Annotated in this window: 20 protein-coding genes; 17 read left to right on the forward strand and 3 right to left on the reverse strand. The window is 67.0% G+C overall.

Annotated elements, in window-relative coordinates; all coding sequences use genetic code 11:
• Positions 1 to 8: 8 nt before the first annotated feature.
• Genes ACERMF_RS13995 through ACERMF_RS14015 form a run of 5 tightly spaced genes read left to right on the forward strand, consistent with a single transcriptional unit; the run spans position 9 to position 4,039 of the window.
• Positions 9 to 860, forward strand: coding sequence for an alpha/beta fold hydrolase (locus ACERMF_RS13995; protein ID WP_373669729.1), 852 nt, complete (start codon positions 9 to 11; stop codon positions 858 to 860).
• Positions 857 to 2,182 (forward strand): aromatic ring-hydroxylating dioxygenase subunit alpha, encoded by a 1,326-nt coding sequence (locus ACERMF_RS14000; protein ID WP_373669730.1) that lies wholly within the window; start codon positions 857 to 859, stop codon positions 2,180 to 2,182. Before ACERMF_RS13995 ends, ACERMF_RS14000 begins: the two co-directional genes overlap by 4 nt.
• Positions 2,179 to 2,697, forward strand: a complete 519-nt coding sequence (locus ACERMF_RS14005; RefSeq protein WP_373669731.1) for an aromatic-ring-hydroxylating dioxygenase subunit beta — start codon at positions 2,179 to 2,181, stop codon at positions 2,695 to 2,697. Before ACERMF_RS14000 ends, ACERMF_RS14005 begins: the two co-directional genes overlap by 4 nt.
• A gap of 20 nt (positions 2,698 to 2,717) precedes the next feature.
• Positions 2,718 to 3,053: a hypothetical protein gene (locus tag ACERMF_RS14010; protein ID WP_373669732.1), complete on the forward strand. Its 336-nt coding sequence runs from the start codon at positions 2,718 to 2,720 to the stop codon at positions 3,051 to 3,053.
• On the forward strand, positions 3,050 to 4,039 hold the full coding sequence (locus tag ACERMF_RS14015; RefSeq protein WP_373669733.1) for a PhnD/SsuA/transferrin family substrate-binding protein: 990 nt from the start codon (positions 3,050 to 3,052) through the stop codon (positions 4,037 to 4,039). The genes ACERMF_RS14010 and ACERMF_RS14015 overlap by 4 nt, the downstream gene beginning before the upstream one ends.
• A gap of 7 nt (positions 4,040 to 4,046) precedes the next feature.
• Here ACERMF_RS14015 and ACERMF_RS14020 read toward each other — a convergent pair whose 3' ends face one another.
• On the reverse strand, positions 4,047 to 4,514 hold the full coding sequence (locus ACERMF_RS14020) for an RpiB/LacA/LacB family sugar-phosphate isomerase (protein WP_373669734.1): 468 nt from the start codon (positions 4,512 to 4,514) through the stop codon (positions 4,047 to 4,049).
• Positions 4,515 to 4,534: 20 nt separating this feature from the next.
• Positions 4,535 to 5,485 carry an ABC transporter substrate-binding protein gene (locus ACERMF_RS14025; RefSeq protein ID WP_373669735.1) on the reverse strand — a complete coding sequence of 317 codons (951 nt, stop codon included), beginning with the start codon at positions 5,483 to 5,485 and terminating at the stop codon, positions 4,535 to 4,537.
• An 80-nt stretch (positions 5,486 to 5,565) separates the two neighbouring features.
• Here ACERMF_RS14025 and ACERMF_RS14030 point away from each other — a divergent pair, with 80 nt between their 5' ends.
• The 12 genes from ACERMF_RS14030 to ACERMF_RS14085 all read left to right on the forward strand — a co-directional run bounded on the left by ACERMF_RS14030 (position 5,566) and on the right by ACERMF_RS14085 (position 18,232).
• Complete coding sequence (locus ACERMF_RS14030) at positions 5,566 to 6,684, forward strand: zinc-binding dehydrogenase (RefSeq protein ID WP_373669736.1); 1,119 nt, start codon at positions 5,566 to 5,568, stop codon at positions 6,682 to 6,684.
• Positions 6,681 to 7,370 (forward strand): 4-carboxy-4-hydroxy-2-oxoadipate aldolase/oxaloacetate decarboxylase, encoded by a 690-nt coding sequence (locus tag ACERMF_RS14035; protein ID WP_373669737.1) that lies wholly within the window; start codon positions 6,681 to 6,683, stop codon positions 7,368 to 7,370. The genes ACERMF_RS14030 and ACERMF_RS14035 overlap by 4 nt, the downstream gene beginning before the upstream one ends.
• 28 nt (positions 7,371 to 7,398) lie before the next feature.
• Entirely contained in the window at positions 7,399 to 8,421 is a 1,023-nt protein-coding gene (locus ACERMF_RS14040) for an amidohydrolase family protein (RefSeq protein ID WP_373669738.1), read from the forward strand.
• 42 nt (positions 8,422 to 8,463) lie between these two features.
• A complete protein-coding gene (locus ACERMF_RS14045; protein WP_373669739.1) occupies positions 8,464 to 9,456 on the forward strand; it encodes an ABC transporter substrate-binding protein in 993 nt (330 codons plus the stop codon).
• Positions 9,457 to 9,480: 24 nt separating this feature from the next.
• Positions 9,481 to 10,728: an MFS transporter gene (locus ACERMF_RS14050; RefSeq protein WP_373669740.1), complete on the forward strand. Its 1,248-nt coding sequence runs from the start codon at positions 9,481 to 9,483 to the stop codon at positions 10,726 to 10,728.
• Positions 10,725 to 11,138 (forward strand): universal stress protein, encoded by a 414-nt coding sequence (locus tag ACERMF_RS14055; RefSeq protein WP_373669741.1) that lies wholly within the window; start codon positions 10,725 to 10,727, stop codon positions 11,136 to 11,138. Before ACERMF_RS14050 ends, ACERMF_RS14055 begins: the two co-directional genes overlap by 4 nt.
• Before the next feature lie 71 nt (positions 11,139 to 11,209).
• Positions 11,210 to 12,301, forward strand: coding sequence for a Bug family tripartite tricarboxylate transporter substrate binding protein (locus ACERMF_RS14060; RefSeq protein ID WP_373669742.1), 1,092 nt, complete (start codon positions 11,210 to 11,212; stop codon positions 12,299 to 12,301).
• A 66-nt stretch (positions 12,302 to 12,367) separates the two neighbouring features.
• Complete coding sequence (locus tag ACERMF_RS14065) at positions 12,368 to 12,925, forward strand: tripartite tricarboxylate transporter TctB family protein (RefSeq protein ID WP_373669743.1); 558 nt, start codon at positions 12,368 to 12,370, stop codon at positions 12,923 to 12,925.
• Positions 12,926 to 12,980: 55 nt separating this feature from the next.
• Entirely contained in the window at positions 12,981 to 14,495 is a 1,515-nt protein-coding gene (locus ACERMF_RS14070) for a tripartite tricarboxylate transporter permease (protein WP_373669744.1), read from the forward strand.
• Between the two features lie 122 nt (positions 14,496 to 14,617).
• Complete coding sequence (locus ACERMF_RS14075; RefSeq protein WP_373669745.1) at positions 14,618 to 15,754, forward strand: ethanolamine ammonia lyase-activating protein; 1,137 nt, start codon at positions 14,618 to 14,620, stop codon at positions 15,752 to 15,754.
• A gap of 8 nt (positions 15,755 to 15,762) precedes the next feature.
• Complete coding sequence (locus ACERMF_RS14080; RefSeq protein ID WP_373669746.1) at positions 15,763 to 17,340, forward strand: ethanolamine ammonia-lyase reactivating factor EutA; 1,578 nt, start codon at positions 15,763 to 15,765, stop codon at positions 17,338 to 17,340.
• 55 nt (positions 17,341 to 17,395) lie between these two features.
• On the forward strand, positions 17,396 to 18,232 hold the full coding sequence (locus ACERMF_RS14085) for an NAD(P)-dependent oxidoreductase (RefSeq protein WP_373669747.1): 837 nt from the start codon (positions 17,396 to 17,398) through the stop codon (positions 18,230 to 18,232).
• 18 nt (positions 18,233 to 18,250) lie between these two features.
• Here the strand turns inward: ACERMF_RS14085 and ACERMF_RS14090 are convergent, their stop codons facing one another.
• On the reverse strand, positions 18,251 to 19,339 hold the full coding sequence (locus ACERMF_RS14090) for an ornithine cyclodeaminase family protein (protein WP_373669748.1): 1,089 nt from the start codon (positions 19,337 to 19,339) through the stop codon (positions 18,251 to 18,253).
• Positions 19,340 to 19,424 lie beyond the last annotated feature (85 nt).

The raw sequence follows: 19,424 nt of genomic DNA on the forward strand, positions 1-19,424 counted from the left end.
GACAGCTCGTGCCGACGGTCACCATCGACGGAATCCAGACCGAGTACCGGTTGGTCGGAGAAGGCCCCCCGCTGCTGATGTTCTCGCCGGGGGGCTTCAACGCGGTGGCCGACAACTGGTCAGATCTCGGGGTGTACCGCCGGATTCGACTGCTCGACGAGTTGCCGCGCCGCCACACCTGCATCCTCTTCGATCGTCGCGAGTCCGGCCGCTCCGGCGGACGGGTCGAACGCCTCACCTGGGCGCACTACGTCGAGCAGGGGCGCGGCCTGCTCGACCACCTCGACATCGAACGCGCCCACCTGATGGGAGGCTGTGTCGGCTGCTCGGTCGTGGCGTCCTTCGCGGTCGCCTATCCCGCTCGGGTCGCCAGCATGGTCCTGTACTCCCCGGCGGGGGGCGCGAGGTACCGCATGACCAGTCGTGCGCGATTCGAGCGGCACCTCGCGTTCGTGGAGGAGGAGGGGCTCGGAGGCGTCGTCGAACTGGCTCGCTCCAGCGAGGACGGATTCTCGAAGGACCCCCGACTCGGCCCCTGGGTCTCCGTGATCCGCAACGATCCCGGCTTCGCGGAGCGGTATGCCGACTACGACCCGGAGGCCTACCGCATACTGGTGACCGGGCTCTCACGCGCGATGTTCGACCGCGACTCGGTTCCCGGCCCTGAACCCGAGGACCTGATGCTGCTCGACGTCCCCGCACTCGTCGTTCCCGGCAACGACGGCTCGCACGCCACGTCCGCAGCCCACTATCTCCACGAGTGCCTGCCGCGCGCCGAGTACTGGGACGTCCCGGTCGAGGAGCAGACCGCGACTTCTGCACCGTCGAGGATCGCGGGCTTCCTCGAAGCGCACGCATGACCCGCTCGCAGGAGCACAACCGCGTGCCGGGGCAACAGGCGTCGCAGGACGACGACCCGTTCCCCCTCGACGATCTCGTCCTCGACGAGCCGTACCGCTTCCGTGTCGACGGACGGGTGTACACCGACGCACACCTGTTCGCGCTCGAGATGGACCGCATTTGGCGCCGATCGTGGCTGTACGTCGGTCACGAGTCAGAGATCCGCGAGCCAGGCGACTACCGCACCGCCGTGTTGGCTCGCGAGCCGATCATCCTCAGCCGAGGAGAAGATGGCGGCATCCATGCGGTCTTCAACCGGTGCATGCATCGCGGTGCTGCCCTCTGTCGTGACGACCGTGGTCACGCCAACCACTTCCGATGTCCGTACCACAACTGGGTCTACCGAAACGACGGCACGCTGGTCGGCATGGCACAGAAGTCCGGGTACGGCAGTCACTTCGACACTTCCGAACTGGACCTGGTTCCCGTCCCTCGGCTCGAGGCATATCGCGGGCTCATCTTCGCGAATCTCGACCCCGCCGCCCCGGCGTTGCAGGAGCGGCTGGGCCCGAGTGCCTGGTACATCGACCAGTGGGCGGACCGGTCGCCGACCGGGCAGATGTCCGTCGCCGAGGGCGTCCATCGGTATTCCTATCCCGGCAACTGGAAGTTTCAGCTCGAGAACGGCGTGGACGGCTACCACGGAAACTACGTGCACGACTCGTTCGTCAAGATCCTGCACCGCGCCGGCGATCGCTCACGACAGGACGTCGTGCGGGCCCGCAACCGGCTCGGCAGCAACGCTTCCGCGAAGGGACTGCCTCGCGGTGACGGCCTGCTCGAGCGCGAAGATGGCATGTTGGGCACGTTCGACTATGCGAGTCGTGACGAGTACCGCCGTTCCCTGGTCGAGGCGCACGGTTCCGCTCGCCTCCAGGACATCCTCACGCAGCGCAACCTGCTCATCTTTCCCAGCGTCTATCTCTTCGAGTCGCACATTCGCGTCATCCGGCCGATCTCGCCGACGTCCACGATCGTCGACACCATCCCGACGCGGATCGAAGGCATCGACGACGCCATCAACACCGAGCGGCTGCGCGAGCACGAGCGCTTCTTCGGCCCCTCCAGTTTCGGTGCGACCGACGACATCGAGATCTTCGTGCTCAATCAGACCGGTGTTCAGGCCGAGGTGCCACGCTGGCTGGACTTCTCCCGAGGTCTGGAGCGCGAGCGGGTCGCGGACAACGGCGAGCGGATCGGGCACTCCACCGACGAAGCTCCACAACGCGCCATCTACCGCGAGTGGAGACGAATGATGCTTTCGGGGGAGGGGCCGTCGTGATCTCCGACGGGGCATCCGGGGCCGCCCTGTCGACCGAACGCGCTGAGGCGGTGCTGTTCGAGGAGGCGGCACGTCTCGATGCGCGAGCGTTCGACGCGTGGCTCGAACTCTTCACCGACGACGCGATCTACTGGCTGCCGATGGGGGTCGAGGATCCCGCCCGAGAACCGTCGCTGATCTTCGACGACCGGGCTCGAATGGAGGAGCGGGTCTTCCGGCTCATGGACACGGCTGCCCATGCACAACTGCCACCTTCGAGGACCCAACACGACATCACCAATGTCCGAGTGGTCGAGACGACGGCAGACTGGGCGCGGGTGGCGTGTCATCTCGTGGTCCACGAGGTTCGCATCGGTGATCCGTCACAGGTCGGTCTGGGTGACGTCCGATCCTTCCCCGGTCGCTGCGAATATGTCCTGCGGCATGGCGCCGAGGGGCAGTGGCTGATCGCCGAGAAGACCGTGCGGCTCCTGGCCCGCGAGCTGCCGCAGTACAACCTGACATTCATCGTCTGAGGTGCGAGGGAGGCCCATGGATGTGCGATGACGACGTGGGATTGCTGAGCGGCCTCGTCGGTGGGCGCCGGGGCGCCGACGACGTCGCCCTACGCCAGCGCGACGGTCGGCCGTATCTCGTCCTGCGCAACGAGTTCGCGACCGTCTGGCTCGGGATAGATCGAACGGCGAACGGCGTGCGCGTGCTGGTCACCGACCCCGAGACGGACACCGTCATCGCGCTGGATCCACTCGAGCTCGAAGCGATATCGCGCATGACGCATCAGGATTTCGACGATCGCATCCTCGAGCGTGGGCCGGGCACGCCGAAGCGCGAGCCGACACGAGCCGTACACCACGGTCAGGAGAAGGCATGACCACGAAGGTTCCCGTGACGTTGGCGTGTGGCCCCTATGACCGCATGGAGGCGCTGCGGGAAGGCCTGGTACAGCCGGAGGGCGTGGCGCTCACCTATGTGCCGATCCAATCGCCGCCCGAACTGTTCGCTCGCATGGTCAAGCGGCAATCGTTCGATGTGTCCGAGATGTCGTTGTCGCTGTACACGCAGTTGCGTACCCGAGGCGAGTTTCCTTTCGTGGCGCTGCCGGTCTTCCCCTCGCGGATGTTCCGTCACGGCTACATCTTCGTCCATGCCGCGTCGGGCATCGAGCACCCGCTCGATCTCGCCGGCAAGCGGGTCGGGGTGCAGGAGTACCACCAGACTGCCGGCGTCTGGATTCGGGGGATCCTCTCGTCCCAGTACGGCGTCGATCTCGGCACGATCGCCTGGCGCGAGGGCGGCGTGAACGCGCCAAGGACCCCCGACGTCCTGGATCTGCGCCCGCGAGGTGAGTTGGACATCGAATTCGTGGGTGCGGACGTCAGCCTCGATGAATTGCTGGCAACCGGCGAAATCGACGCCTACCTCGGGGCTCGTCAGCCGCGGTCGTTCTCGACGTCGCCGGACGTGCGGCGTCTCTTTCCGGACTACCGGACGGTCGAGCGCCAGTTCTATGCAGACACGGGGATCTTCCCCATGATGCACACCATCGTCATCCGTGAGGAGTTGCTGGAACGGCATCCGTGGCTGTCGGAGTCGCTGTTCAAGGCATTCGAGGCGGCCAAGACCTGGTGTCTGGAGCAGATGCGCTTCTCCGGCACGGCGCGCTACACGCTGCCGTGGCTGCATGCCGACATCGAAGAGATCGATGAGGTGTTCGGTGGCGACCCATGGCCGTACGGCCTGGAAGCCAACCGCGTGCCGCTGGAGGCATTCGTCGGGTATCTGGTGGAGCAACGGTTCCTCGACCAGCCGGTCGACATCGAGCGGCTCTTTCCGGCGCTCGAGCTGCGCAACGAGTGAGCCAGCGCTATGACGTGTCTGACACCGGGAGCGTCTCGCCGCGTTCGAGCGCCGCGATCTGGTCGAGGCGGCGCTGGTGACGGCCCCCCTTGAACGGCGTGGCCAGCCACAACGCGACCAGGTCGCGCGCCCGTTCGAGGGAGACCACCTTGGCTCCGAGCACCAGGACGTTCGCGTCGTTGTGCGCCCGTGAGATCTCCGTCGTCAGCGGATCCTGGCCCAGGCCGGCCCGGATGCCGGCCATCTTGTTGAAAGCGATGTGCTCGCCAGAGCCCGTTCCTCCTATGAAGATTCCACGGTCGGCCGTGCCGTCCAAGATGCGCCGAGCCACCGCCTGGCAGAGCGGGGGGTAGTCGACAGGGGACGCATCGTGGCCGCCGTGGTCGTCGACGGTATGTCCCTCGGCCTGCAACCACGCGGTCAGGTCGCTCTTGAACTCGATCCCGTTGTGATCGGCGGCGATGGCGATGTGCATCAGCGCAGTCCTCCCGGTGTTCAGCCGATGAGCTCGTGGGTGCCGGCAGCGAACAACTCCTCCATCGTCGGGGGGCGATCCAAGATGTGTTGTGTGACGGCATGTCGGAGCAGCTCGTCGATCATGGCCCGGTTGGGCGCGATCCCGTACGGCAGCGGATCTCCGCCCGTCAGTTCCATGACCCGGCGGTGCATCGCATCGACCCGGGTCGGCGCCTCGAGCTCATCGGCTTCGAGGCGCTCCACGTAGCGACGCTTCGACGCTGCGAACGCCTCGAACAGGTCGGCTGCCAACCCGGGATGCTCGGCGAGCAGATCGTCGCGCACGACGACGAGGTGGTTGATGGGGTACAGGTCCCGCTCCGCCAATGCCTGGAAGCCCGCTTCGTCGGCATCCGGCAGCAGTGGACCGATCCGCTCGTCGTCGGTCTTGAGCCCACCGACCACGGCGTCCACATGCCCGTCGAGGAGGAGTTGGGACAGATCCTCGCCCTCGTGCAGGTCCTCGACGTTCGGGGGCGGGCGGTATCCGGCCACGTGCTCCTCGTCGGACCGCACCCACGTCACCGTATCGAGGTCGACGCCGTATTCGTCCTGCAGGATCGCGCGTGCCCAGACGCCGGTGGTCACGGTGTAGCCGCGGTTGACGCCGATCCGGCGACCAGCGAGGTCTGACGGCGGCGGCGACGGACGCGTGGTGTCGTGCAGGATGGCGCCGTGGTGCAGGTCCCGCACCAAGAAGATCGGGAGCGCCGTGAAGCGTGCACCGTGGGCCTTCGCGCACAGGTAGGTCGTGAACGCCAGTTCGCAGACGTCGTAGCTCAACTCACGCACCATGCGCCTGAAGGCATGCACCAGGACCGGTACCTCCTCGAAGTCGAGGGAACACGTCGAGGGCGCGACGACGCCGGCCTTCAGGTCGGCATTGTTCCCCTGGCTCCGGCTGACGGCCGTGAGTCGCAGTTCCGCCATGTACCCGTCCTCCAAATGACAGACCATTGGACCTTCGCATAGAGTGTAACGCCACGAGACAGACGGGCGAGGAGCGCAGCATGGCGGAGACGGTCTTGGCGGCGGTACGTACCGCCCCCGGCACGACGGAGTTGCGCGAGTTTGCCCGACCGTCCATCGACGCCGACTCCGCGCTGATGCGCGTGGAGGTCGCGGGCATCTGCGGCACCGATGTCAAGATGTATGCCAAGCCGCCGTTCACCGACCCGGTCATCATGGGACACGAGAACATCGGTGTGCTCGCCGACGCCGGGCCCAAGTTCCTGGAACGGCACGGCCTGGAGGTCGGCGACCGCATCTTCGTCGAGCACTACGTCGCGTGCTACCGCTGCGACTGGTGCCACCTCGGCGAATACCGTCACTGCGAGAAGACCGACTGGCGAACCAATCCCGACGCGCGCCGCTACGGCTACACCTCGTCGGAGCATCCGGGCACGTTGTGGGGCGGGTTCTCCCAGTTCATGTATCTGCCGTGGAATGCCGTGATCCACCGGGTTCCGACGAACGTCTCGGCCGAACTGGCCGGCATCGTCACACCGTTGTCCAACGGCATCGAATGGGCCCTCATCGCCGCGGGCATCGGCTACGACGCGAAGGTTCTGATCCAGGGGCCGGGGCAGCAGGGCCTGTCCCAGGTCGTCGCCTGCAGCCAGGCGGGTGCCTCCAAGATCATCGTGACCGGCACGACCAGGGACCGAGCGCGCCTGGAGCTGGCGGAGGAGTTGGGCGCGGACGTCACGGTGGACGTGCTCACCGACGACCCCCTCGGAAAGATCATGGAAGCGACGAACGGGGTGGGCGTCGACTACGTACTGGACTGCACGGCGGGGGCTGGTACGGCCCCGGTGCTGCTCGGTATCGACGCGCTGAAGCGGCGTGAAGGGACCATGCTCATCCAGGGCGAACTCGCGGCTTTCCCGGACTTCCCGATCAAGAAGCTCACGGAGAAGGCGATCACCATCAAGAGTGCCCGCGGGCACAGCTACCGCGCGTGCGAGCTCGCACTACGTCAGCTCGCGTCGCACCGGTTTCCCCTCGAGAAGCTGTCGACACACACGTTCGGTCTCGACCAGGTCGACCGGGCCATTCGGGCTGTCGGCGGCGAGGTGGAGCAGGACGTCATCCATGTGTCGCTGCTGCCATGGGAGGGACAGGCGTGAGCGTCGTCGTCCGCAACATTCCGCGTGCCGATCGTGATGTCGTCGACGCTTTCTCCGGCGTCGGCGTCGCGACGGTCCACGAAGCCCAGGGTCGCACCGGCCTGCTGGCTCCGCAGATCGCCCCCATCTACTCCGGGGCCCATGTCGCCGGCTCAGCCGTCACCGTCAGCACGGCGCCGGCGGACAACTGGATGCTGCACGTCGCGGTCGAGTGGTGCCAGGACGGTGACGTACTGGTCGTCGCTCCCACGTCGTTCTCCGATGCCGGCTACTTCGGTGAGCTCCTCGCGACGGCACTCCAGGTTCGCGGCGTCCGGGGTCTCGTCATCGATGCGGGGTGTCGCGACGTGAGCGAGCTCACGGCCATGGGATTCCCGGTCTGGTCGAAGTGTGTGTCAGCCGAGGGAACGGTGAAGGAGACCCTCGGTAGCGTCAATGTGCCGATCGTGTGTGCCGGTCAGGCCGTGCAGCCGGGGGATGTCGTCGTTGCCGACGACGACGGTGTGGTGGTCGTGCCGCGGCTCCGCGCGCGGGAGGTGTTGGCGTCATCCCAGGCGCGGGAGGAGAAGGAGGCGCGGGGTCGCGAGCGCTATGCCGCCGGTGAACTCAGCCTCGACGTCCACGGGATGCGGGAACGGCTGGAGCGGAAGGGCCTGCGCTACGTCGACCACCCCGAGGACGTCTGAGCCGCGAACCGACAGGGAGACCCCATCGATGATCATCGACGTCCATGGCCACTACACGACGGCACCATCGCAACTTCGGGAATTCCGCGATCGACAACTGGCGCGGCGCGGCGAGCCGGGCCGGGAGCGGCCGATCCTGGCGGCGATCAGCGACGAACAGATCCGGGAATCGGTGGAGCGGAACCAGTTGCGGGTGCTGCGAGAGCGCGGTGGCGATCTGATGCTGCTCTCACCCAAGGCATCCGGCATGGAACATCATGTCCCGGACGAGGCGACAGCGACGGATTGGGCCCGGGCGAACAACGACCTCGTGCACCGGGTGACCCGGCTGTTCCCGCAACACTTCGCCGGTGTCTGTCAGCTCCCGCAGACGCCAGGCGGGCCACTGGGCCCCGTCGTCACCGAACTGCGCCGCTGCGTGGACGAACTCGGCTTCGTCGGCTGCAACGTGAACCCGGATCCGTCGGGTGGCCACTGGAACGGCCCGCCGATGACCGACGAGTACTGGTTTCCGCTGTACGAGGCGATGGTCGACCTCGACGTGCCGGCCATGATCCACGTCTCGAGTTCCTGCAACGACAATTTCCACACCCTGGGGGCGCACTACCTCAACGCGGACACCGCCGTCTTCATGCAACTGCTCGAGGGTGACTTGTTCGGGCGCTTTCCAACGCTGCGTTTCGTGATCCCGCACGGCGGGGGAGCGGTGCCCTACCACTGGGGCCGTTTCCACGGCTTGGCCGCTCGCATGGAGCGCCCGCCGCTGGAGGAGCACGTGATGCGCAACGTGTACTTCGACACCTGCGTCTATCACCAGGCTGGCGTCGAACTGCTGCATCGGGTCGTCGGCACCGACCGTCTGCTGTTCGCTTCCGAGATGCTCGGCGCCGTCCGCGGCACCAATCCAGAGACCGGATCCGGTTGGGACGACACGAAGCGATACGTCGATGCGCTCGGGCTCGGCGACGACGAACGCGCACGGCTGTTCGAGGGGAACGCCCGCCGGGTGTATCCGCGTCTGGACACGCTGCTCGTGGCCCACGGCCGCTGAACACGCGGAGTGGGGGCGTTCGAACGACGAGAAGGGAACGATGTGGGCAACCTGACGTTGACGCTGGCCTGCGGTGACTACGACCGAACCAGGGCGCTGCACGACGAGACCGTGAAGCCCGACGGGATCGATCTGACCTATCTGCGGCTCCCCGTCGAGGAGACGTTCTTCCGCATGATGCGCCACCAGGAGTTCGAGGTGGCCGAGATGTCGTTCTCGTCCTACGTCGTCTCGCTCCAGCGCGATCCCGCGCCGTTCATCGCGCTGCCGGTCTTCCCGTCACGGATGTTCCGGCACGGCGGGATCTACATCAACACCCGTTCGGGGATCGAGCGACCAGAGGACCTGCGCGGAAAGGTGGTCGGCGTTCCGGAGTACCAACTGAGCGCCAATGTCTGGATTCGGGGCATGCTCGCGGACCGCTACGACGTGCCGGTCGACTCGGTGCTCTACCGGACCGGCGGTCAGGAGCAGGCCGGCCGGATCGAAAAGGCGCGCATCGAGCTTCCGGACAACATCAGGGTGGTACCGATCGAGGCCACGCAGACGTTGTCGCAGATGCTGGCGGAGGGGGAGATCGACGCGCTGTACTCGCCGCGGATCCCTCGTCCGTTCGCCGATCGCGATCCCCGGGTCGCCCGACTCTTCCCCGATGTCGTGCAGGCCGAGAAGGACTATTTCGCCGCGACCGGCATCTTCCCGATCATGCACGTCGTCGCGTTGCGCCGCGACGTCTACGAGGCCAACCGATGGGTCGCCCAGTCGCTGACGAAGGCGTTCGTACGCGCAAAGGCCGAGGTGTTCGACCGACTCTACGATTCGTCGGCGCTCCGGTTCATGCTGCCGTGGCTGAACCAGTATCTCGAGGAGGCACGCGACCTGCTCGGCGACGACTACTGGTCCTACGGCCTCGAGCCGAATCGCGAGGTGCTCGACACCTTTCTTCGCTACCACCACGAGCAGGGGTTGTCGAAGGTGCGCCTGACGCCGGAGGAGTTGTTCGCCCCGGAGTCGGTCGAGTCCTTCCTGATCTAGCGTCACGCCACGGGGGGCGACCACGTGTCCGCACGGCTGCCGCCACTGCTGCGCAACCGAGACTTCAACCTCTATTGGGCGGGGGTCGCGCTGTCCCAGATCGGGGTTCGTGGAACCACTGCGGTGAACCTGTTCCACGTCTACGACCTCACCGGGTCCACGGCCCTCGTCGGCATCGTGGGGCTCGTCCAGGGGATCGCCGTGGTGACGCTCTCGCCCCTGGGTGGAACCTTCGCGGACCGCGTCGACCGTCGCCGGCTACTGCAGGCGACACAGATCGTGTCCCTGTTCGCGAGCCTTGCGCTCGCCGGGCTCTCCCTCGGCGGGACGATTGCGGCCTGGCACATCTACGTGGCGGTCCTCGTGAATACGGCCTCCTCGACCTTCGATCACCCCACCAGAACGGCGCTCATACCGGCCCTGGTGCCTCGTGCACAGTTGCCGCAGGCCTTCGCGCTGGTCAACCCCACGCGCGAACTCGCCATCCTGGCCGGTCCGGCACTGGGCGGCCTCCTGCTGGCGGTGAGCGGTCCGGCGGCCATGTACCTCTTCGACGCGATGACCTACGTCGTGCTCATTGTGGTGCTGAGCCTCTTGCGGGTGCCTCGCCTCGACGTCTCCGCCGCGAGGGCGATGCCCGTGCTCCGGAGCATGCGCGAGGGAGCCAGCTATCTGCGCCGCCGATCACTGATCTGGCAACTGCTCTCGCTCGACCTGTCGACGACCCTGCTCGCCGGCTGGCGGGTCATCCTGCCTGCCCTCGCGGTCGACATCCTGGGGGCCGGGGAGATCGCCTACGGGCTGTTGGCGGCGGCGCCTTCGGCGGGAGCCCTCATCGGTACGGCGGCCATCCTGCCGCTGCTGACGCGCGCACCGGCAGGTCCATTGGTGCTGCTCGGCACCGCGGCCTACGGCCTGGCGTGCATAGCGCTCGCCCAGTCGCCGACCCTGTCGATGGCGCTGGTTGCCGGCCTTGGCATCGGTGCGATGGATGCACTGGCGAGCGCCATCCGGCACGCGGCGGTGCAGCTCGAGACTCCAGACGCGATGCGTGGGCGGGTCACCTCTCTGGTCCAGGTGGCGTCTCGCGGCGGTCCGGCACTCGGCGACGCCAACGTGGGATGGATGGCGGCCTTGTTGGGACCGGCAGCAGCATTGACGCTGGGCGGGATCGTTCCCATCGTGTACGCAGCCGGGGTGGCGGTGTTCGGGGCGCAGGTGCGCTCCTATCGTGTCCTCGAGACGTCAACTGAGCCAGGAAGGTCGACATGAACATCGTCGTCGGGTACGCCGACACCGGAGCGGGCAATGCTGCGCTCGAGGTGGGGCTCGCCGAGGCCACCTTGCGTGGCGCGGCGCTTCACGTCCGACACGTGGCCAGGATCGGCCTCCGGAACGAGCCGCCGGAGGCGATCGAGCGGATGCGCGCCCGACTCGCGCAGATCGACCAGCAGATCGCTTCGCTGGGCCTCGATGGTGGGGCGGAACTGCGTCTCGAAGGCCGCGAAGCCGCCGACGTGCTGCTGGAGGAGGTCGGGGCGCTGGGAGCCGAAATGCTGGTCATCGGCGCGCGGCGTCGGAGTCCGGTGGGCAAGCTCGTTCTCGGCAGCACCTCGCAACAGCTGCTGTTGAGAGCCCCCTGCGCAGTGTTGGCCGTGAAGGCGCCGCACGAGCATTCTTGACCGACCGGAGCGGAGGCCATAGGGTCATACCATTCGACCCTTTCGAGGGGACACCTGCACGAGGGAGCGACATGCGTAGCGTGAGGCATCGCGGAATGCACCGGGCGGTGGGCATCATGGCGGCATGCGGCCTGCTGCTGGCCGCATGTGGAACCGATGGACAGACGGCCACGCCGACCGACGAGTCGGACCAGCCTGCTGACGCCCCGGAACAGGGCGACGGTGATGGCGACGCAACTGGCGAGGGTCTGTTGGCCGGCGAGACGATCACCTTCGTCGTCGGCGTCAGCCCGGGCGGCGGATACGACTCGTATGCCCGCATGATCGCGCCGTTCCTCGCCGAGGAATTGGGCGCGAACGTGGTCGTCGAGAACCAGCCGGGGGCGGGCGGGCTCGTCTCGCTCAACAACCTGTACGCGGCTGAGCCGGACGGGACCACCATCGCGTTGGCGAATGGATCCGGTACGGGTGGCAACGTGCTCACCGGTGCCGAGGGCATGGAATTCGAGTACGGCGAGTTCAGTGCCCTCGGGAGAGTCGCCGGCGAGCCGAAGGTCCTCGTGGCCGCAGCCGACTCCGGGTACGAGTCGATGGAGGACCTGCTCGCCGACCCCGAGGGGTTCCGGTACGGCACGACCGGTCCGGGCGGTTCGACGCACACCGATGCGTTGTTGCTGCGCGCCAGCCTGGGGATTCCCGGAGAGCTCGTGTCCGGCTTCGACGGCAGTGAAGAGATCGGCCTGGCGCTGGCGGCAGGGGAGCTGCAGGGCACCATCGGAACCCTCGACAGCCACGTCCCCGACATCGAAGCCGGCGACCAGGTGCCGATCGCGATGATCGCGAACGAGCGCGCAGAGGACTTCCCCGACGTCCCGACGGTGCTGGAATATGTCGAGGACGAAGATCAGCGCGTCATCGCGGAAACGCACACCGCCGTCATCGACCTCGGGCGGGCGCTGCTCGCACCCCCGGGACTTCCGGACGACATCCTGAACGAATTGCGGCAGGCGATCGAGAACGTCTTCACGAGTGAGGAGTTCCTGGCCGAAGCCGAATCGCAGAACCGGCCGATCGGTTTCCTCACGGGCGAGGAGCTCGCCGAGCGGATCCAGGTCGTCGTCAATGCGCCGGAGTCGGTGTTCCAGGCCCTCCAGGAGCAGTAGGACGTTCAGGACCGGGGTGGCGCGACGTTCGCCCGCGCCACCCCGGCCAACGAGGAGTTTCGGTACATGACGGGTCACGACGTCTCGGCGGCGGGCCTACGGCGGTGGTCGCCGCTGATCTTCGCAGTGACCCTCCTCGCGCTCGTGGGGTGGATGGTCTTCGCCGCGCTCGGGTTCGCCGAACAGGCGCGGCGCATCCCGCTGGTGGTCGGCGGCCCGACACTGGTCCTGATCGCGATGCAGGTGATCCGCGTCGCCATGGCTCGACCGGATCCCAGTCTCGAGGACGACACCGAGCTCGCCCGCGTTGCTGCGGATGCCGCCGATGCGCCCGAGGCCCTCGAGTCGGCGGAGATGGCGAGGCAGGCGCCACCACGGGCCGAGGGCACGACCGGGATGAAGGCGATCGGGTGGGTGCTCTTCCTCGCAGGCTCCGTGCTCCTGCTGGGTCTGCTCCCGACGGTGCCGTTGTTCGCCGCGGCGTTCATGCGTCGTTACGGACGCGAGCCGTGGTGGGTCATCGGTGCCGTCACGGCCGGGACACTCGCCGTCGTCTATGGGTTCTTCATCAGGGTGCTCGAGGTGCGGATCTTCGGCGGCTTCCTGTGGGAGTGGTTGGCATGAGGGTGCGCAGGCAGGCGCTTGACGCGATGTCGACGGCACGCGCAGGGGGGCGCTGATGGCTCCGCTCGACGGGCTGGCCCTGCTCAGCCCGACCGTCTTCGTGTACATGCTGCTCGGGGTGTTGTTCTCGACGGTGGTCGTCATCACCCCGGGACTCGGTGGGCTGTTCGCCATCGCCGTGATCCTGCCGTTCGCGCTCACGTTGGATCCCGTCGCGGGCATCGCGATGATCCTCGGTGTGAACGTCGTCAGCGGTACCGGGAACACGATCACGGCGATCCTGTTCGGCATCCCGGGTTCGGCATCCGGGGTCGCCAGCACCTTCGACGGCTTTCCGATGTCGCGGCGTGGCGAAGGCGTACGCGCCGTGTCCGCCGGCCTCGTGGCCTCGGCCGTGGGCGGCCTCATCGGCGCAGCCGTCCTCGCACTCTCGCTGCCGGTCCTGCGACCGATCGTGCTCGCGTTCCGGCCTCCGGAGTTCTTCGCCTTGATCCTCGTCGCCATGGTGTTCATGGCGTTCGTCGGGGGAGGCGACCCGCTCAAGGGCCTCATCTCCGGAGGCCTGGGCCTCATGCTGGCCTTCGTCGGGCTGGAGAACAGCACCGCCCAGCAGCGCTACACGTTCGGTGAGCTGTTCTTGTGGGACGGCCTCCCGCTCGTCCCCATCGTCCTCGGCCTGTATGCGATCACCGAGATGCTGGCGCTCATCGAGCGAGGTGGGGCGATCAGTGGCGCCAAGCACCCCGTCGGGTGGGCGCACCAGATGCTCCGTGGCGCAACGGACGTCTTCCGCCACTGGCAGGCCACGCTGCAGAGTTCCATCGCTGGGCTCTGGGTGGGCATGGCCCCGGGACTGGGCGACTCGGCCGCGCAGTTCGTCGGCTACGCGCAGGTCGCGAAGACGTCGAAGAACCGCGAGAACTTCGGGAAGGGCGCCATCGAGGGCGTCATCGCCGCGGACGCCGCCACCAATTCGAAAGAGGGCGGGGCCCTGATCCCGACCCTGGCGTTCGGCATCCCCGGAAGTTCGTCGATGGCGATCGTCATCGCCGCGTTTCTCGCGTTCGGTATCCAGCCGGGTCCGGAGATGCTGACGCAGAACGTCGACATCGTCTGGATGATCATCTGGATCCTGGTCTTCGCCAACCTGATCACGGCCGTGGTCTGTCTCGGCGTGACGCCGGGAATCGCCAAGCTGACGCAGTTGCGAGCGTCACTGCTCGTGCCGCCGATCCTCGTGCTCAGTGTGTTCGGTGCCTACTCGTCCTCGAGTCGTCTGGGCGACATCCTGACGTTGTTCGGGTTCGGGCTGTTCGGGTGGCTCCTCAAGAGGTTCGGCTACTCGCGCGCCATCTTCTTGATCGGATTCGTGCTGGGCCCGATCCTGGAATCCAACTACCTGCTGTCGATGCGGATCTTCGGCCCGGCCTTCCTGCGCCGGCCCATCACGATGGTGTTGCTCGCGCTCCTGCTGCTCATCGTGGTCGGCCCGGTGATGAAGCGGCTGCTCGACGGCTTGCGAACACCTCGCGCCGATGCGGAGAAGGCCAGCGGCGGCGAGGGCCGGTGACTCCGCTGGGCGACAAATGGTTAGACCTTTGACGGACCTTCTGATAGGTTCGTCGGAACGCGGGTGGCCGGCATCGTCGTGTCGGCGGCGCCCGATCGACAACGAGTGCGAAGGGCTTCGTTATGGTCAAGGACGCGATCGTCAACGACAAGATGGCGGCCAAGTTCGCCACGGAGAAGGAAACGCCCTACACGCGCTGGGTGGCCTCCGAGGGTCTGGAGATCATCGCGGCGCACTATGTGCCCGACCTCCGCACCGTCGAGCTCAAGCCATGGGATCGCCGGGGGGGCAAGGGCGTGTTCATCAACCATGAGGCGTCCCGCACCTCCAACGACTGCTACGTGTGCGAGATCCCGGCTGGGGGCAAGCTCGCCCCGCAGCGACAGCTGTTCGAGGAGATGATTCTCGTCCTCGAAGGGCAGGGATCGACTCGGGTTTGGAACGACGCCGGGGCCGAGGTGACGTTCGAGTGGCAAGCGGGCTCGATGTTCGCCATCCCCCTGAACACCAACCACCAGCACTTCAACGGCTCGGGCCAGAAGGCAGCGAGATTCGTCTCGTCGACGAACATGCCCCCCGTGGTGAACCTCTACGACGACGTCGACTTCGTGTTCGGTACCGCGCACGACTTCACGAACCGGTTCAACGGTGAGCCCGACTACTTCGCCCCGAAGGGGGAGCAGAAGGGTTTGCTCCTGGACACCAACTTCGTCGCGGACGCGGTCAACCTCCCGCTGATCGAAGCCAAGGAACGCGGAGCGGGTGGCGGCCACATTCGTTTTGCCATGGCCAAGGGGTCGATGAACAGCCACATCTCCCAGTTCCCGACCGCGACGTACAAGAAGGCGCACCGTCATGGCCCTGGTGCGCACGTGATCATCCTGTCCGGCACCGGATACAGCCTGATGTGGCCCGAAGGTGAAGAACCGCGTCGTTACGAGTGGGGGCCAGGGGCGATGATCGTGCCGCCGAACATGTGGTTCCACCAGCACTTCAACAGCGGCACGGAGCCGGCTCGCTACCTCGCGTTCAAGCACGAGGTCGTCTCGGTGCGCAACGCGCAAGGAGTGCCGAAGGCCTGGATCAGCCAGCGAATCGGGGGTGACCAGATCGACTACGCCGACGAATCCGAGTTGGTGCGTTCGACCTTCCGTGACGCGCTCGCCGAGGTGGGTCTCGAACCGGCCATGGACGAGGTCTACGAGGCCGAACTCGAGGACCTTCCGCCCAAGCCGGACCACGCCGACGCGCCTGCCTGATCCGGACCGTGACGGCGCCCAGCGGCGAGCCCGACGGTCGAGTGCACTCGCCGTATTCTCCCGACCATCACCACGACCACGACCACGACGCTCTCAGCCCGATCGAAGAGAACCCGATCTGGCAGCAGGACAACGTCGTCCTGCACAGCGTTGGCATGGATGTCGGTTCGTCCGGTACGCAGGTGGTGTTCTCCCGGCTGCACCTGCGACGGATCGGGGAGGAACTCACCAGCCGCTATATCGTGGTGCGCCGCGACACGCTGTATCACTCGCCGGTGGTGCTCACGCCGTACGCCGACGACGAGCGGATCGATGCCGCGCAACTCGGCGGGATCATCGACGAAGCGTATGCCGCCGCAAACGTGCGACCCGAGGACGTGGACACGGGCGTCGTCATCCTGACCGGTGAGGCGCTTCGCCGGCGCAATGCCGAGCGAATCACCCAGATCCTCGCTGAACGCGGCGGTGAGCTCGTCTGCGCGAGCGCCGGTCACAACATGGAGGCGATGCTTGCCGCGTACGGGTCTGGTGCGGCGAAGGCGTCCTACGAGCAGCGCACCCGGCTGCTGAACATCGACATCGGCGGCGGGACCACCAAGCTTGCCGTCGTCGACCACGGTCGCGTCGTCGCCACCGCGGCCGTTCACGTGGGCGGGCGGCTGCAGGTCATCGACGAGGAAGGCCGCATCGTGCGGCTGGATCCCGCGGGCGCGGAACATGCCCGCCGCGCCGGCTTCGCCTGGCAGGTCGGCGAACACATCGACCCGCAACGACTGGACGAGGTGGCCGAAACCATGGCCGATGCGCTGCTGTCGGCGATCTGGGACCGACCGCTCGACGACGCCGTCGAGCAGCTCTACCTGACGGACGTCATCGCCGACCTCGGTCCGATCCACGGGGTGATGGTCTCCGGGGGGGTCGCCGAGTACGTCTATGACCGGGAACAGCGGCATTTCGGCGATCTGGGCCGGCCCTTGGGCAGGGCACTCCGAGAACGGTTCGATGCGCACGGGGTCCCACTGCTCCCAGCAGGGGAGTGCATCCGCGCGACGGCGCTGGGAGCGTCGGAGTACAGCGTGCAGTTGAGCGGCAACACCGGATGGATCTCCAACCACGATGCCCTGCTGCCGCGCCGCAACCTGCAGGTGGTCAGGCCGCCGTACGTGCTCGACGACGAGATCCTGCCGGCCGATATCGCGACGGCCGTTCGGGACCACCTCGCGGCGTTCGACAAGGACCATCCGGATGCCGAGGTGGCGCTCGCGCTCCACTTCTCCGGTCCGCCGGCCTACGAGCGGCTGCACGCCTTCGCTGCGGGTGTCGCCCAAGGGCTGCGTACGCGTATCGACGGCGGCCATCCGCTGTACCTCATGCTCGATGGCGACGTGGCCATGACGCTCGGACGGTTGCTCGACGAGGAGTTCGGCGTGCGTGCCGACCTGCTGGTCATCGACGGGCTCAGCCTGTGGGACTTCGATTTCATCGACCTCGGGCGCCTGCGGCATCCCTCCAACACGGTGCCCGTCACGATCAAGTCGCTGGTCTTCAGCGAAGACCCACGCCACGGCGGCAAGGCGCGGGTCTAGCACCGAGGTGGCAAGCCGCTCCGCCCGCCCGCAGTGTGTCGAAGGAGTATCCGCAATGGACATGAACAGCCCGCGCGTAGGGCTCATCGGGCTCGGCCTGATGGGAGCGCCCGTCGCCCGAAACCTGCTGCAGGCAGGCGTTCGGCTGACCTGTAACGATCTCGACGCATCCGCGGTTGCCGTTGCGGTCGAGCAGGGCGCGACGGCCGCCGCCACCGCCGCGGAGGTGGCCGCCGACAGCGATGTCATCCTGGTGATCGTGCCGACGAACGAGGACGCACGCGAGGTCGTCGCCGGATCGGACGGCGTGCTATCCACGGCCCGGCCGGGCTCGGTCGTCGTCCTGTGCAGTTCGCTCAGGCCCGACACCTGTGCCGAACTCGAGGAACGGGCACGGGAGGCGGGGGTCCACCTCATCGATGCACCCATGACGGGCGGTATCCGTGGCGCCGAGCAGGGCACGATGACGCTGCTGGTGGGCGGTGACGTCGCCGCACTGCAGCGGGCGCGACCCGCCCTCGAACTCATCAGCAGCACGATCCACCACCTCGGTGGCATCGGCGCGGGGCAGGTGGGCAAGACGGTGAACAACCTCATCCACTGGGGAGAGGTCGTCGTCATCACGGAAGCCTTGGCGCTGGGTGCGAAGCTCGGCGTCGACGTCAGTCGTATGCGGCGAGCACTGATGGACGCCAGCGTCGACAGCAGGACGCTGCGTGAACTGGAGAAGATGAAGTTCACCTGGCATGCCAAGGACCTGGAGGATGCCATGGACATGGCGGCCACCGTGGGACATCGCATGCCCGCAGCCGAGATGTCTCGTGAGGAGATGCTGTCGATCACTCCGGAGCGGGTGGCGCGACTGCTCGCCGACGAGGACTGGGACGCCTGAGTCGGTCGACACCGCGCGTCAGTTGCGGATGTCCTCGAGAAACCACTCGGTCGGGAACGCATGCCCGAGTCCTCGCTCGCGTGCCAGCTGCAGTGTCAGCCCGCCGACGGCCGCGAACTGCAGCCCCTGCGTCCCCGTGGTGACGAAGAGCGAGATCTGCTCATCAGAGGTTCGGCCGGGATGCCGCCCCGTGTGCAGATCGACGAGCGAGGGGTATACCCCACGCTCGGTGCCTCGTCCGGCCGGGATACGCCGACGCTCATCCGGACTGCCGGCGACGTAGGCGGCGAGGCTGCCCCGTGGCCACTGCATGCCCGGCACGGCCGCACCGTAGGGGACGGTACTGACGCCCAACTGCACGATCGGATCGGCGAGGTCGAGCAACTGCTGGCCGAGTTCGCGACGGGTCACGCACGTGACGTGGGCTCCAGGGGCGACCCATGTGGCATCGAACGTGGGCCCCATCGAGTCCGTGGCGGTCGCAACGATGTCGGCACCGCGCACGGCCTTTTCGGCCTCGTCGACAGCCACCACCCGCAGTCCCAACTCCTCGACGGCCTGACGGGCGAATCGATCGCGGTTGCTGCGCGTCGGGCTGAAGACGCGCACCTCCTCGAGCCTCCGTACCTGCATGATCGCTTCGACGTAGGTGCGCGCCATGCCGCCGGACCCCAACAGCCCGAGCGTGCGCGCGTCCGGTCGTGCGAGCACGTCGACGCCGATACCGGCGCTGCCGCCCACCCGCATGTGCTGCAGGTATCCGTCCTGGATCAGCGCGAGCGGTTCACCGTTGCTCGTGGCGTACAGGATGATCATGCCGGAGTAGGTCCCGGGCGCGACGCAGTACTTCTCCTCGGTGCGGCCGTCGGGCCAGGAGACGATGTCGGATTTGAGCCGCGTGGCGAGGACGCCGTAGCTGCGGCATGCCCCCGTCATGCTGCCGAACCGGTAGTAGTCGTGCTCCCCACCGGTCGGTGCGTACAGATCGATCCGGGGGATGTACGCGGCGTCGCCGACGGCCAGGTCGGCGTAGCCCACCCGAAGGGCGCGCAGCGTGGTCGGCATGTCGAGTACCTCACGCACGTCATCGTTCCGTAGCAACAGCATGCAGCGCTCCTTCGGCGACTCGTGACATATGGTTATACCAATCAAGTCTTGAAGGCGAGGTCGTGAAGCGTCGGTATCGAGGTGC

Source organism: Egicoccus sp. AB-alg6-2 (genome assembly GCF_041821025.1).
Lineage (GTDB): Bacteria > Actinomycetota > Nitriliruptoria > Nitriliruptorales > Nitriliruptoraceae > Egicoccus.

Coding starts and splice junctions, on each gene's coding strand:
- ACERMF_RS14065 (WP_373669743.1), top strand. CDS start 12,368: ATGACGGGTCACGACGTCTCGGCGGCGGGCCTACGGCGGTGGTCGCCG.
- ACERMF_RS14070 (WP_373669744.1), top strand. CDS start 12,981: ATGGCTCCGCTCGACGGGCTGGCCCTGCTCAGCCCGACCGTCTTCGTG.
- ACERMF_RS14000 (WP_373669730.1), top strand. CDS start 857: ATGACCCGCTCGCAGGAGCACAACCGCGTGCCGGGGCAACAGGCGTCG.
- ACERMF_RS14040 (WP_373669738.1), top strand. CDS start 7,399: ATGATCATCGACGTCCATGGCCACTACACGACGGCACCATCGCAACTT.
- ACERMF_RS14055 (WP_373669741.1), top strand. CDS start 10,725: ATGAACATCGTCGTCGGGTACGCCGACACCGGAGCGGGCAATGCTGCG.
- ACERMF_RS14030 (WP_373669736.1), top strand. CDS start 5,566: ATGGCGGAGACGGTCTTGGCGGCGGTACGTACCGCCCCCGGCACGACG.
- ACERMF_RS14015 (WP_373669733.1), top strand. CDS start 3,050: ATGACCACGAAGGTTCCCGTGACGTTGGCGTGTGGCCCCTATGACCGC.
- ACERMF_RS14060 (WP_373669742.1), top strand. CDS start 11,210: ATGCGTAGCGTGAGGCATCGCGGAATGCACCGGGCGGTGGGCATCATG.
- ACERMF_RS14010 (WP_373669732.1), top strand. CDS start 2,718: ATGTGCGATGACGACGTGGGATTGCTGAGCGGCCTCGTCGGTGGGCGC.
- ACERMF_RS14025 (WP_373669735.1), bottom strand. CDS start 5,485: ATGGCGGAACTGCGACTCACGGCCGTCAGCCGGAGCCAGGGGAACAAT.
- ACERMF_RS14085 (WP_373669747.1), top strand. CDS start 17,396: ATGGACATGAACAGCCCGCGCGTAGGGCTCATCGGGCTCGGCCTGATG.
- ACERMF_RS14075 (WP_373669745.1), top strand. CDS start 14,618: ATGGTCAAGGACGCGATCGTCAACGACAAGATGGCGGCCAAGTTCGCC.
- ACERMF_RS14020 (WP_373669734.1), bottom strand. CDS start 4,514: ATGCACATCGCCATCGCCGCCGATCACAACGGGATCGAGTTCAAGAGC.
- ACERMF_RS14090 (WP_373669748.1), bottom strand. CDS start 19,339: ATGCTGTTGCTACGGAACGATGACGTGCGTGAGGTACTCGACATGCCG.